This window comes from Arthrobacter sp. Leaf234, assembly GCF_001422665.1.
In the GTDB taxonomy this organism is placed as follows: domain Bacteria; phylum Actinomycetota; class Actinomycetes; order Actinomycetales; family Micrococcaceae; genus Arthrobacter_D.
The window spans coordinates 416163-429161 of sequence record NZ_LMLU01000005.1; the positions used below are offsets into that span (position 1 = coordinate 416163).

General features: G+C 69.3%; 15 protein-coding genes. 7 read left to right on the forward strand and 8 right to left on the reverse strand.

Annotation, left to right across the window (positions count from 1 at the left end; all coding sequences use genetic code 11):
• Positions 1 to 7: 7 nt before the first annotated feature.
• Positions 8 to 607, forward strand: coding sequence for a rhomboid family intramembrane serine protease (locus ASF21_RS09755; protein WP_055770147.1), 600 nt, complete (start codon positions 8 to 10; stop codon positions 605 to 607).
• A 10-nt stretch (positions 608 to 617) separates the two neighbouring features.
• Here the strand turns inward: ASF21_RS09755 and greA are convergent, their stop codons facing one another.
• Both greA and ASF21_RS09765 read right to left on the reverse strand, forming a co-directional pair.
• A complete protein-coding gene (gene greA, locus ASF21_RS09760; protein WP_055770150.1) occupies positions 618 to 1106 on the reverse strand; it encodes a transcription elongation factor GreA in 489 nt (162 codons plus the stop codon).
• 202 nt (positions 1107 to 1308) lie between these two features.
• Positions 1309 to 1743: a DUF4307 domain-containing protein gene (locus tag ASF21_RS09765; protein ID WP_235498739.1), complete on the reverse strand. Its 435-nt coding sequence runs from the start codon at positions 1741 to 1743 to the stop codon at positions 1309 to 1311.
• Positions 1744 to 1812: 69 nt separating this feature from the next.
• Here ASF21_RS09765 and mca point away from each other — a divergent pair, with 69 nt between their 5' ends.
• Positions 1813 to 2739: a mycothiol conjugate amidase Mca gene (gene mca / locus ASF21_RS09770; RefSeq protein ID WP_414826622.1), complete on the forward strand. Its 927-nt coding sequence runs from the start codon at positions 1813 to 1815 to the stop codon at positions 2737 to 2739.
• Between the two features lie 80 nt (positions 2740 to 2819).
• Positions 2820 to 3209, forward strand: a complete 390-nt coding sequence (locus ASF21_RS09775; RefSeq protein WP_235498741.1) for a hypothetical protein — start codon at positions 2820 to 2822, stop codon at positions 3207 to 3209.
• Between the two features lie 6 nt (positions 3210 to 3215).
• On the opposite strand, the gene trhA is transcribed toward ASF21_RS09775, so the two are convergent.
• Complete coding sequence (trhA, locus tag ASF21_RS09780) at positions 3216 to 3968, reverse strand: PAQR family membrane homeostasis protein TrhA (protein ID WP_082471416.1); 753 nt, start codon at positions 3966 to 3968, stop codon at positions 3216 to 3218.
• A gap of 193 nt (positions 3969 to 4161) precedes the next feature.
• Between trhA and ASF21_RS09785 the strand changes: the two genes are divergently transcribed.
• The 4 genes from ASF21_RS09785 to ASF21_RS09805 all read left to right on the forward strand — a co-directional run bounded on the left by ASF21_RS09785 (position 4162) and on the right by ASF21_RS09805 (position 7601).
• On the forward strand, positions 4162 to 4929 hold the full coding sequence (locus ASF21_RS09785; protein WP_055770156.1) for an isoprenyl transferase: 768 nt from the start codon (positions 4162 to 4164) through the stop codon (positions 4927 to 4929).
• 290 nt (positions 4930 to 5219) lie between these two features.
• Positions 5220 to 6539 (forward strand): PhoH family protein, encoded by a 1320-nt coding sequence (locus ASF21_RS09795; RefSeq protein ID WP_055770791.1) that lies wholly within the window; start codon positions 5220 to 5222, stop codon positions 6537 to 6539.
• Between the two features lie 79 nt (positions 6540 to 6618).
• Positions 6619 to 7125, forward strand: coding sequence for a prepilin peptidase (locus ASF21_RS09800; RefSeq protein ID WP_055770162.1), 507 nt, complete (start codon positions 6619 to 6621; stop codon positions 7123 to 7125).
• A gap of 5 nt (positions 7126 to 7130) precedes the next feature.
• The gene (locus ASF21_RS09805; RefSeq protein WP_055770165.1) at positions 7131 to 7601 is read left to right on the forward strand and encodes an NUDIX hydrolase; all 471 of its coding nucleotides are present in this window, start codon (positions 7131 to 7133) and stop codon (positions 7599 to 7601) included.
• Between the two features lie 34 nt (positions 7602 to 7635).
• Here ASF21_RS09805 and ASF21_RS09810 read toward each other — a convergent pair whose 3' ends face one another.
• From ASF21_RS09810 to ASF21_RS09830, 5 genes are all read right to left on the reverse strand, one after another.
• Positions 7636 to 9336 (reverse strand): MDR family MFS transporter, encoded by a 1701-nt coding sequence (locus ASF21_RS09810; protein WP_055770168.1) that lies wholly within the window; start codon positions 9334 to 9336, stop codon positions 7636 to 7638.
• The gene (locus ASF21_RS09815) at positions 9333 to 9983 is read right to left on the reverse strand and encodes a TetR/AcrR family transcriptional regulator (protein WP_162237527.1); all 651 of its coding nucleotides are present in this window, start codon (positions 9981 to 9983) and stop codon (positions 9333 to 9335) included. Before ASF21_RS09815 ends, ASF21_RS09810 begins: the two co-directional genes overlap by 4 nt.
• A gap of 102 nt (positions 9984 to 10085) precedes the next feature.
• Positions 10086 to 11564 carry a class II fumarate hydratase gene (locus tag ASF21_RS09820; protein WP_082471419.1) on the reverse strand — a complete coding sequence of 493 codons (1479 nt, stop codon included), beginning with the start codon at positions 11562 to 11564 and terminating at the stop codon, positions 10086 to 10088.
• Between the two features lie 22 nt (positions 11565 to 11586).
• A complete protein-coding gene (locus ASF21_RS09825; RefSeq protein ID WP_055770173.1) occupies positions 11587 to 12201 on the reverse strand; it encodes a carbonic anhydrase in 615 nt (204 codons plus the stop codon).
• 37 nt (positions 12202 to 12238) lie between these two features.
• Entirely contained in the window at positions 12239 to 12979 is a 741-nt protein-coding gene (locus tag ASF21_RS09830) for a DUF4245 domain-containing protein (protein ID WP_235498742.1), read from the reverse strand.
• Positions 12980 to 12999: the final 20 nt, after the last annotated feature.

A 12999-nucleotide genomic window follows, 5' to 3' on the forward strand; every position in this document is an offset into this window, starting at 1 on the left:
CGGCACCATGACACTCCTCGCGCGTCGCGCCCGCACGGGCCTGATCACCGTCCTCGGACTCGTCGGCGTCATGTGGGCCGTGTTCTTCCTGAATCTCCTGCTCGGCAACCGTCTCGTGCGGACGCTCGGGATCGGACCACGCGAGGTGGACGGACTCGACGGCGTCGTCTTCGGCCCGTTGCTGCACGGCGGCGTGGAGCACCTCGCGAGCAATTCCTTCCCGCTCGTGGTGCTCGGCTTCCTGGCCTTCCTCGAGGGCGCGCGGCGTTTCGTGGTCGCGGTCGGGATCAGCTGGCTCGTCTCGGGCCTCGGCACGTGGGTGTTCGGCGGGGGACTGACCATCGGTGCGTCCGGCGTCGTCTTCGGCCTGTTCACCTACATGATCACGCGCGGCTTCTACAACCGGGACTGGAGGCAGCTCCTGCTCGCCGTCGTCCTCTTCATCGCCTACGGGTCCATCCTGTGGGGCGTCCTGCCGACCGTCGGCTCGAACATCTCGTGGCAGGCGCACCTGTCCGGGGCCGTCGGCGGGGTGATCGCGGCCTTCCTGCTCAAACGGAAGCGGCCCGCCCCGGTGGGGGCGGACCGCTTCGCGTCGGACCGGTAGCGCGCGGGGATCAGCCGGCGTACGGGGTCGCGGAGATGATCTCGACGGTGATCTGCTTACCGTTCGGCGCGGCGTAGGTGACGGTGTCGCCGGCCTTGGTGCCCTGGATCGCGGCACCCAGCGGGGACTTCTCGCTGTACACGTCGATATCGGTGTCGCCTGCGACCTCGCGGCTTCCGAGCAGGAAGTTCTCGACGTCGCCCGCGATCTTGGCGGAGACCATCATGCCGGGCTCCACGATGCCGTCGTCGGCAGGCGCCTCGCCGACGTGCGCGTCGTTGAGGAGTTGCGTGAGCTGGCGGATCCGGGCCTCGGACTTGCCCTGCTCCTCCTTGGCGGCGTGGTATCCGCCGTTCTCCTTGAGATCGCCCTCGGAGCGGGCCTGCTCGATGCGGGCCACGATCTCGGTGCGCCCGGGACCGGACAGGTGTTCGAGTTCGGCCTTGAGCCGGTCGTAGGACTCCTGCGTGAGCCAGGCGGCGGCGCTGTTCGTGGACACGGATAACTCCTTAGGTACGGCCTCCGCCTGGTGCGGCGTGGCTCATGGTCGCTCCGCCGGCGGTGACACGGGGTCACCGCCCGGCAAGCAAACACCCCGCCTCGTGGGACCGGTTGCCCGGTACGCCGGTGAAGCGGGGCGATACGTATCCGTCCATTCTAGAGCGGGGCGGGCCAGAACCCAAGAAGTACCGGTCTCTAGCTCAGTCCTCGACGACCCAGCAGGCGTTGACGCCACCGGAGACGCCCGGCGAATCCGTCCGCACGTCCGTCCGGTGCGCCGTGGTGCCGCCGCCGTTGGCGCCGTCGTCCGCGCTGTTCGGTCCGATGGTCACGACCGTCCAGCCGACCACCGCATAGTTCTCACTGAGGACCTGCACCGCGCACTGGGCCGTGGCCGCGCGGTCCTTGGTGACCTCGAAGTCCACGCTGGCCCGTCCGTCGCCGATCAGGGCGAACCCCACATCCTTGGAGGACACCTCGGGGCTACCCGTCGTCAGGGCGACGGCGGCGACGGCCGCCACGGCGGCGAGGAGCACGGCGACGACCAGCGTCCGCACGCGGCCGAGGGGTTTCCTCGGCTTTGGGGTGCCGTAGCGATTGGCTACTCTTGGTGGTGGCGCATAGGAGGAGCTCACCCCTCCATTTTACCGCCCACCGATGGCGTCCCGATCCGGTCGCCGTCCCACTCGCAGAGCCAGGAGCACGTGTTGCCAAGCCACGATCAATCCCGTGTGTCCCGCGAGGGCTTCCGCCTCCTCGCGGTCCACGCCCACCCCGACGACGAATCGAGCAAGGGTGCGGCCACCATGGCCGGCTATGTCGCAGCAGGTGCGGAGGTCATGGTCGCCACCTGCACGGGTGGCGAGCGGGGGGACATCCTGAACGCCGCCATGAACGACGATCCGCGCGGCAAGCGGGATCTGCCCGGGCTGCGACGGGTCGAGATGGCGAACGCCGCCGCGGAGCTCGGCATCCAGCAGCGCTGGCTGGGATTCACGGACTCAGGCCTGCCCGAGGGGGATCCGCTGCCGGACCTGCCGTTCGGGTGCTTCGCCCTCCAGCCCCTCGAGCGTGCCGCGGCGCCTCTGGTGAAGCTGGTCCGCGAGTTCCGCCCGCACGTGATCATCAGCTACGACGAGAACGGCGGGTACCCGCACCCCGACCACATCATGGCGCACCGTGTCGCCGTGGAGGCGTTCGAGGCCGCGGCGGATCCTGCCCGCTATCCGGGGACCGGTGAGGCGTGGGGCACGTCCAAGCTGTACTACGACCGCGCCTTCAACCCCGAGCGTTTCCGAGCGCTGCACTTCGCGCTGGAGGAGGCCGGGCTGCAGTCGCCGTACGCGGAACGCCTGGCGCAGTGGCTCGAGGCCGACGCCGAGGGCCACCAGCCCCCCGTCCCCGTCCACCCCACCACCACGCAGATCGACTGCGGCGACTACTTCGGTCACCGGGAGCGGGCCCTGCTGGCCCATCGCACGCAGGTGGATCCTGAGGGCTTCTTCTTCGCCGTGTCGGTCGAGATGCAGCAGAAGGTGTGGCCCTGGGAGGACTATTCGCTGATCACCTCGAGGGTGGAGACGCAGCTGCCCGAGGACGACTTCTTCACCGGCATCACCGCCGGCTCCTAGGCCCCGCAGAATTTCTATCGAGCGTAGAATTGCAGGCGGCGGATCACCCCGGCCCGCTGCGAGCTCCGAAAGTGGTACCTGTGTTCCTTGATCTCCGCCTGGCCGCGACGACCACGCCCTCGGGCGACCCGACCCTGCGGCCGGGGCTCGACCCCGCGTCGGTGACCCCGGGTACCCTCGGCTTCCTCGCGACCCTGTTCATCGTGGTGCTGGTGATCTTCCTGATCCGGGACATGGTCAAGCGCATCCGCCGCGTGCGCTATGCCGCAGAGGTGGAGCAGGCGCGCGCGGAGCGCACCGGACGCACCGGTGATCGTCCTGCAGAGCCGGGTCCGTCGTCGACCACCGACGGACCTGGCGACGGGCCCGCCGGTGGAGCTGCGGGACCTGCCGGCGGATCCTCGGAGCGCCGGGACGGGCCGGACCGGCCGATGCCCGGCGGGAAGCACGGCCCCGACCGCCAGGGGTAGTAGCGGTCAGCCCCCGACCGGCTGCAGGACGGCGCGCATGATCGCGATGAAGTGCGCCGCGAAGGCTGCGACGGTGAAGGCGTGGAACAGCTCGTGGAATCCGAAGACCCGCAACGAGAAGTTGGGTCGCTTGATGCCGTAGAACACCGCTCCCGCGATGTAGAGGGCACCGCCCACGCAGATCAGGATCCCGGCCGCGAGGTCGGCGGCGAAGAAGTCCGGCATGTAGAAGACCGAGCCGAGCCCCAGTGCCACGTAGATCGGCACGTACAGCCAGCGGGGTGCGTCCACCCACAGATTCCTGAAGAGGACCCCGGCGATCGCCCCGCTCCAGATGATCCACAGCAGCATCTCGGCCTTGCCGCGTTCCAGCAGCGCCCACGCGAGCGGCGTGTAGGACCCGGCGATGACCAGCATGATGTTCGTGTGGTCCAGTCGCTTGAGGACCACCCTCACCCCGGGGCTCCAGTTGCCGCGGTGGTAGACAGCGCTCACGCCGAAGAGCAGGATGCCCGTCAGGGCGTAGATGCCGGATGCCACCTTCAGCCCTGGCGTCGGTGCGAGGGTGATCAGCACGATCCCGGCGGCGATCGCCAGCGGAGTGGCGACGGCGTGGATCCAGCCCCGCCACAGCGGCTTGGTCGCCAGGGCATCGGCGAGCGGACCGGTCACCGAGGCGACGGTGTCCTGCAGGGTCGAGGGACGCGCATCGACGGGTTCCGAGGGGCCTGGGGCAGGGACCGGAGGGCGCGGGGTCATCCCCGGATTCTAGCCCACCGCGCCTGATGCCACCCGGCGGTAGCCCTGCCCGCGGCCCCCACGCTCGGCAGGAATGCAGCCCTTTGTCAGCCAACTGCCGGTACGGTAGGGACAGGTGCGCGGGGCGGATTCGTCCTGCGGGATGTGCAGCCTCCGGCCGGACCGGAGCGGGACCAGGGGAGGGCAGCCGGGCGTGACGTGGAACTTCCCCGAGGTCGGCTACAGCTTCTACGAGCGCAGGCTCCAGCGGAACCTCGCTCCCGAGCGGATCCCGCACCACATCGGCGTCATGGTGGACGGCAACCGGCGCTGGGCCAAGCTCGCGGGGGCTCCGACCAGTCACGGGCACCAGGCCGGGGCGGACAAGATCCACGAGTTCCTCGGCTGGTGCGAGGAACTCGGAGTCGACGTGGTGACGCTCTACATGCTGTCCACGGACAACATGGGCCGCCCCCAGGAGGAGATCGACCAGCTCCTGGACATCATCGCCAACACGCTGGACCGCCTCGGCGAGAGCAATCGTGTCCGTGTGCAGCCCGTGGGAGCGCTCGACCTCCTGCCCGAGGACCTCGGCGCGAAGCTCGTGAGCCTGGCGGCCTCCACCGCGACCATCGACGGCCTGCACGTGAACGTCGCCGTCGGCTACGGGGGGCGTCGTGAGATCGTGGATGCCGTCAAGGAACTCATGCGCGATGCCGCGGGCAAGGGGGCCTCGCTCGAGACCCTGGCCGAGGAACTGACCGACCAGCACATCTCCTCCTTCCTCTACACGCGCGGCCAGCAGGATCCGGACCTCGTGATCCGGACGTCGGGCGAGCAGCGCCTGTCCGGATTCCTGATGTGGCAGAGCGCCTACAGCGAGTTCTACTTCTGCGAGGCGCTGTGGCCGGATTTCCGGCGCGTCGACTTCCTCCGGGCCCTGCGTGATTTCGGTCGCCGGCAGCGCCGCTTCGGATCCTAGTGTTCACCGGGTCTTGACCTCCGACACGCTGGACAGGACCTGTGTCACGCGGATCGACGGCGTAAGGTCGAGCCATCGACGGCAGCCCAGAACCGTCGACGGAAGGCCGCTGATGACGCCGACGATGCTGACAGGCATCTCGTACGAGTCGGGGAGGCCGCGTCCGGCCTCCGGGCCGGAACGCACCACCTCAACCCTACGAATTCGGGGTGTGCCCACCCCGGAGCGGAGTCCACGTGGCCACACCGATCACCTCCCAGCAGGACCCCACCACCGGTACCGCCGCGCACGTGGCGCATGACACCGGCTCCGCTTCCACCTCACGCCGGAGCTACGTCATCGACACCTCCGTCCTGCTCTCGGATCCCCGCGCGGTCCTGCGGTTCGCCGAGCACGAGGTGATCCTGCCCGTCGTCGTCATCAGTGAGCTCGAGGGCAAGCGGCACGATCCGGAGCTGGGGTACTTCGCGCGGAAGGCGCTGCGCCTGCTCGACGATCTGCGCGTCGCGAACGGCGGTCTCGACCGGGACGTGCCCCTCGGCGACGAGGGCGGCACGCTGCGTGTCGAGCTGAACCATGTCTCGGCGGAGGTCCTGCCCGTGGGGTTCCGCAGCGGGGACAACGATGCCCGGATCCTCGCCGTGGCGAAGAACCTGTCCGTGGAGGGAAGGGCCGTCACCGTCGTCTCCAAGGATCTGCCGATGCGGGTCAAGGCGTCCGCGATGGGTCTGCAGGCCGACGAGTACCGCAACGAGTTCGTGAAGGACTCCGGCTGGACCGGCGTCGCCGAGCTCGACGCGACCGTCGAGGAGGTCAATGCCCTGTACGACCACGAGGCCGTCTTCGTGCCGGCCGGCGCCGAGCAGCCGGTCAACACGGGTGTCATCATGCTCTCGCCGCGCGGCTCCGCCCTGGGGCGCGTGGGTGCGGACAAGCAGATCCGGCTGGTCCGCGGCGACCGCGACGTCTTCGGGCTGCACGGACGGTCCGCGGAACAGCGCCTGGCGATCGACCTGCTCATGGATCCGGACGTGGGGATCGTCTCCCTCGGTGGCCGCGCGGGAACCGGAAAGTCCGCCCTGGCCCTGTGTGCAGGCCTCGAAGCGGTCCTGGAGCGTCGGGAACACCGCAAGGTGGTGGTCTTCCGGCCGCTCTACGCCGTGGGCGGCCAGGAACTCGGTCACCTGCCCGGGAGCGAGAACGAGAAGATGAACCCCTGGGCGCAGGCGGTCTTCGACACGCTCGGGGCCCTCGTTTCTCAGGAGGTCGTCGAGGAGGTCATGGACCGCGGGATGCTGGAGGTGCTGCCGCTCACGCACATCCGCGGACGCAGCCTGCACGACTCCTTCGTGATCGTCGACGAGGCGCAATCACTCGAGAAGAACGTGCTGCTCACCGTCATGAGCCGCATCGGGCAGAACTCCAAAATCGTCCTGACGCACGACGTCGCCCAGCGGGACAACCTGCGCGTCGGCCGGCACGACGGCATCGCCGCCGTCGTGGAGACGCTCAAGGGGCACCCGCTCTTCGGCCACGTCACCCTGACGCGATCCGAGCGCTCGCCGATCGCGGCCCTCGTGACGGAACTCCTCGAGGGCGCCGAGATCTAGGTGATGGCGGGGCGGGCCTCCTGTCCACAAGTGCGCGGGCAGGGGGCGACGCCGTCGGGCGGTCCCGTAGCGTGGGGGCGTGATCACCGCACTCGCCGCGTATCTGGGGGACGCGCCCGTCGCCTTCGGGCTGCTGGTCGCGGCGCTCACCGCCTTCATGGTCGTCGGCGTGCGCCTGAGCGTGATCGACCGCCGCACGCACCGGCTCCCGAACGGCATCGTCCTGCCGTCCTACCCCGCGGCGGCCCTCCTGCTCTCAGCGGCCGGTGGGAGCGCGGGTGAGTGGCACCGGGTGCTCGGCATGCTCGGCGGGGCGGCCGTGCTCTGGCTGGCCTTCGGGGCGCTGCACCTGCTGTACCGGCAGGGACTGGGCTTCGGCGACGTCAAGCTGGCCGGGCTGCTCGGTCTCTACCTGGGTTTTGCGGGCTGGGCCGCGGTGTGGTGGGGTCCGTTCCTCGCGCTCCTCCTCGGGGGCGCGTGGAGCCTTGTCCTCGTGGTCACCCGGAGGGCCACGCTGCGCTCCACGGTGGCCTTCGGTCCGTTCCTCGTCGCGGGTACGGCGCTCGCGCTGGCTGTACTACCCTGACAGCCGTGCCCACTCCAGACTTCGTCCTCGCCCTCCGCAGCAAGATCGGCCATGATCCGCTCTGGCTCCCCGGCGTGGGCGGCGTGGTGTTCGACGGCGACGGCCGGGTCCTCCTCGGCCAGCGCGCCGACAACCGGGCGTGGACCATCATCACGGGCATGGTGGATCCGGGGGAGGAACCCGCCGTCGCCCTGCGCCGCGAGGTCGAGGAGGAGACGGGGGTCCTCGTGGAGGTGGAGCACCTGCTGGACACCGGCGTCGTCGGGCCCATCACGTTCCCGAACGGGGACGTCTGCACCTTCCTGAACCTCGACTTCCGGTGCCGAGCGATCGGCGGGGAGGCGCGCGTCAACGACGATGAGTCACTCGACGTGCGGTGGTTCCACCTCGACGACCTGCCGGACCTCAATCCGAGGCACAGGGCCCTCGTCCTGGGCGCCGGGGACTTCGACGGCCGAACCCGGTTCGTGTCCTGATGAGGCGGCGCCGGGCGGCGCCGCCTCATGCGTGTCAGGGGTCCGAGCGGTGGGGCGCGCCCGCCGGGTCCGTGAGCGGGGCAGGAGCATCCGGTACGTCCGGCCCGTGCGGTGCGGTGGTTCTCGACGCCGCCACCCCCGCCAGTCGCTCACGCTCGAGCCGGACGGCCTCCTCGCCGCCGATGGCCTCGCCGCGGGCCACCATGCCCGAGGTCGCGGACAGCGGGATCTCCCGCAGCAGGAGCGCCAGGACCAGGGCGATCACGAGGAACGGCACGAGGTAGAGGAACACCGGCGCCAGGGACTCCGCGTAGTCGCTGACCACCGCGTTCCGCACCTGGTCGGGCAGGGCGTTCAGGGCCGCGGGATCGAGGGTCGACGTCGCCTGGCCGGCCGCCTCCGGGCTCGCGCCGAACGCTGAGAACGTCCCGTTCAGGCGCTCGGACAGCCTGCTGGTGAAGATCGCGCCGAAGACGGCGACGCCGAGGGACGCGCCGACCTCGCGGAAGTAGTTGTTCGTGCTGGTCGCGACACCCACCATGGTGGGTGCCACCGAGTTCTGCACGACGAGGACGATCACCTGCATGATCAGGCCGAGTCCGGCGCCGAAGAAGAACAGCATGGTGCAGATGATCCAGATCGGTGTGCTCGCGGTCAGCGTGGACATCCAGAGCAGCGTGGCAAGGGTCACGGAGACGCCGATGATGGGGTACTTCCGGTACCGCCCGGAGCGCGAGATGGCGATGCCCGAGTAGATGGACGTGCCCATGAGGCCCACGATCATCGGCACGAGGAGCAGCCCCGAGACGGCGGCCGAGGTGCCGGACGCCATCTGCAGGAAGGTGGGCATGAACGCGAGGGCGGCGAACATCCCGAGACCGAGCGTCAGGCCGATGCCCGTGCTGGTCACGAAGGTACGGTTCCGGAAGAGTTCCAGCGGGATGATCGGGTCCTCGGCGCGGCGCTCCACCAGCACGAAGGCCACGACGGCGATGACCAGGCCGGCACCGAAGGTCCAGGTGAGCGGCGACGTCCAGCCCTCGGCGGCGTCGCCGCCGAAGTCGGTGAAGAAGATGAGGCACGTGGTGGCGAGGGACAGCAGGACGACGCCGGCGATGTCGATGCGCTTGGTGGCCTTCTTCGACGGCAGGCGCAGCGTGAACCAGGCGATCGCGAAGGCCGCGATCCCCACGGGGATGTTGATGTAGAAGGCCCAGTTCCACGTGAGGTGGTCCACGAAGTACCCGCCGAGCAGGGGGCCGGCGATGGCGCTGAGGCCGAAGATGCCGCCGAGGGGACCCATGTACTTGCCGCGCTCGTTGGCCGGGACGATGTCCGCGATGATCGCCTGAGAGAGGATCATCAGTCCGCCGCCGCCGAGGCCCTGGATGGCGCGGAAGATCACGAAGGCCCAGAAATCGGTGGCGAAGGCGCACGCGATGGAGGCGACCGTGAACAGCGCGATGGCGAAGAGGAAGAGGTTCCGGCGACCGAGGATGTCGCCGAACTTGCCGTAGATGGGCATCACGATCGTGGTGGCGAGGAGATACGCCGTGGTGATCCACACCTGGTGTTCCACGCCGCCGAGTTGGCCGACGATGGTCGGCATGGCGGTGGAGACGATGGTCTGGTCGAGGCTGGAGAGCAGCATTCCGGCGATGAGCGCCGAGAAGATGATCCAGATGCGCTTCTGCGTCAGGAGGAGGGGGCCGTCCGGCGCCGTCGTCGTACTCATGCGGGGTCCTGGTTCTCGATCGGTTGGAGGGGGAAGAGATGGCGCAACGCATCGATGTTCCGGCGGAACACCGTCGCGTAGGTGTGGGTGTTGCCCTCGGCGAAGAACTCGTCGAGGGACCGGCGGGCGAGCCCGCCGAGGACGAAGGTGGCCACGCGGGGCATCGGATGGTCCGCGGGCAGGCCCTCCCGCTCGACGATGACATCGGTCAGGAGCTGGGCCTTGGCCTCGGCCCGGGCGAACATCCTCGCGAGGAGCTGCGGTTCGCGCTGCAGGACGGCGGACAGGGTGCGGTACTCCTCGCGGGAGATGGCCATCCTGTCCCCGAAGTCCGAGAAGAGGAGCGTCAGGGCCTCCAGCAACGGCACGGGCGGCTCGGCGCCGCCCGACGCCAGGAAGGATTCGAGGAGTGCCTCCTCCGGCCGGCCGTCCTCGGAATGACCGAGGACGGCGTCCTCCTTGGCGGAGAAGTAGTTGAAGAACGTGCGGCGCGAGATGCCCACCCGCTCGCACAACTGGTCGACGGTGAATCCGGTGAGCCCGCCCTCGAGCGTCAGCGCCCTGGCCTCCGAGACCAGGGCGGACCGGGTCTGGAGGCGCTTGCGTTCACGCAGTCCCGGTTCCGTGGTTGTTGCACTGTCAGGCATGAAGTACATATTTGCACTATGTGATTCAAGGTGCAAATCCTTGTGGTACAGAGAAGGGGTGCACCGCAGCAGCGGCGCACCCCTTCGATGGAAGCTCCGGGATCAGCCCTGGGGCGGTCGGGTCATCGAGAGCACGTCGAGGGCGGTGTCGAGCTGCTCCTCCGTGAGCTCGCCCCGCTCGACGAAGCCGAGGGCGATGACCGCCTCGCGGACGGTCAGGCCCTCGGCCACGGCCTTCTTAGCGATCTTCGCTGCATTCTCGTAGCCGATGTACTTGTTCAGCGGCGTCACGATCGACGGCGACGCCTCGGCGAGGAATCGGGCCCGCTCGACATTCGCGGTGATGCCGTCGATCATGCGGTCGGCGGAGACCCGCGTGGAGTTGCTGAGCAGGCGGATCGACTCGAGGACGTTGCGGGCGATCACGGGGATGCCCACGTTGAGCTCGAAGGCGCCGTTGGTGCCCGACCACGCGACGGTGGCGTCGTTCCCGACCACCTGGGCGCAGACCATGATGACCGCTTCGGCGATGACCGGATTGACCTTGCCCGGCATGATCGAGGAGCCAGGCTGCAGGTCGGGGAGGGCGATCTCGCCGAGACCGGTGTTCGGGCCGGAGCCGAGCCAGCGGAGATCGTTGTGGATCTTGGTCAGTGAGACCGCGATCGTCCGCAGCATCCCCGAGATCTCGACGAGGGAGTCGCGGTTCGCCTGGGCCTCGAAGTGGTCGCGGGCCTCGGTCAGGGGGAGACCGGTGTCCTCGGCGAGCAGGTCGATCACGCGGGCCGAGAAGCCTGCGGGGGTGTTGATGCCCGTGCCGACGGCTGTCCCGCCGAGCGGCACCTCGGCCACGCGCGCGAGCGAGGCGTGGATGCGCTCGATCCCGTAGCGGACCTGCGCGGCGTAGCCGCCGAACTCCTGCCCGAGCGTCACCGGGGTGGCGTCCATGAGGTGGGTCCGGCCGGACTTCACGACGGTGCTGAACTCGGCGGCCTTCCGCTCGAGCGCCTCGGCGAGATGCGTGAGCGCCGGGACCAGGTCCTTGACGAGTGCGGAGGTGGCGGCCACGTGGACCGAGGTGGGGAAGACGTCGTTGGAGGACTGGGACGCGTTGACGTGGTCGTTCGGGTGGACCGTCGTCGTGCTGCCCGCGGCCTCGAGCGCGCGGGTCGCGAGCGTCGCGATGACCTCGTTGGCGTTCATGTTCGAGGACGTGCCGGAGCCGGTCTGGTAGATGTCCACCGGGAAGTCGCCGTCGTACCGGCCCGACGCCACGTCCTCGGCGGCAGCCTCGATGGCCCTGGCGCGCTCCTCGTCGAGCACACCGAGCTCGGCGTTGGCCGTGGCGGCGGCCTTCTTGATACGGGCCAGCGCCTCGATGTGCGCACGCTCCAGGGTGGTGCCGGAGATGGGGAAGTTCTCGACGGCGCGCTGAGTCTGGGCGCGGTAGAGGGCATTGACCGGGACGCGCACCTCACCCATGGTGTCGTGCTCGATGCGGTACTCCACGGCATCCTCCGTACCCGGCGTCGCGCCGGTCGGGGAGCTGGGATCAGGACTGGCTGCAGGCGTTGGAGTCATGCCGCAATTCTCGCCGTTCGCGTTACGGTGCGCCAAATCCCGACACGAGCACGGCCTTGCCCTCGTCGAGGCGGTAGGAGACGCCGATGACGGCCACCTCTCCCCGCCCCACGGCATCGGCGATCACCCGGGAACTGTCCACGAGACGCTGTGTGGTCTGCTTCGTGTGCTCGATGACCGTCTCGTTGAGGTCCGTCACCCCGTCGCGCCGCGCGGTGAGCACCGAGGGTGTGATCCGCTCCACGAGGTCACGCAGGAACCCGGTGGGCATCTCTCCCGAGTCGACGGCCTGCATGGTGGCCGTCACCGCGCCGCAGCTGTCATGGCCCAGGACCACGATCAGCGGCACGCCGAGCACGCTCACGCTGTACTCGAGCGAGCCGAGGACGGCGTCGTCGATCACCTGGCCCGCGGTCCGCACCACGAAGACGTCACCGAGACCGAGGTCGAAGATGATCTCGGCGGCGAGGCGCGAATCGGAGCAGCCGAAGATCACCGCGAACGGGTTCTGCGTGTTCACCAGGGCCGTGCGGCGGGACGCGTCCTGGTTGGGATGCGAGACGTCCGAGGCGACGAAGCGGTCGTTGCCCGCCTGGAGGCGGGACCAGGCGGCGGCGGGGGTCAGTTGCTGGGTCACGCGCCCACTGTACTGTCCGCCCCTCGAGGCGGTGCGCTCAGGACCCGTCCGAGTCCGAAGATGACAGCCGTTCGGCCTCCTCGACGGCATTCCGCCGCACGTCGTCGATCACGGCCTCGCCCATGGTGTCGAACTCCGTGAGCGACGCCTCGCCGTTGAGGATGACGGTGGACCCGTCGATCTCCGAGGTCAGCACGCTGTCGCCGTTGGGGGCGTCGAGCAGCTCCCAGTCGAGTCCACCGATGGTCCGGGTGCCCGAGACCTGGGCGTCGCCGATCCGCTGGGCGGTCCATGTCGGGTTGGCATCGTCCGTCTGGGTGAGCTGGATGAACCCCGTGTCGGAGGTCAGGAAGCCGACCTCCCAGAAGTCGACGCCGTCGCTCCTGCCGGTGACCCAGCGCGCGTAGTTGGAGGACCAGCCCTCGGGGAGATCAGGAGAGGCCGGCAGATAGCCGGCGTCCCCGGCGGCCTGGCGGGCGATCGTGCTCACATCGATGTCCCGCTTGTAGGTCTCGGCCGTGTACGTCGGGTTGAGGAAGTAGACGGGGAGCACGACGGCGATGGTCGCGCCCGTGGCGATCAGCATCCCGCGCGCGGACGAGCTGGCACGCTTGGCCTGGTTCGGGGTGAGGGTGATGGGCGGTGCGTCGTCGTTCAGCTCCGCCTCGAGGCGCGCCTCGTCGGCCGCCCGCCGCGCACGGTCGCCGGCGCCGTCCTGTCCCTCGACCGGACCGTTCCCGGCCCCGGTGATGTCCCGTTCCCCGCCCTGAGTGCTCACCGATCCATTTTCGCTGATGC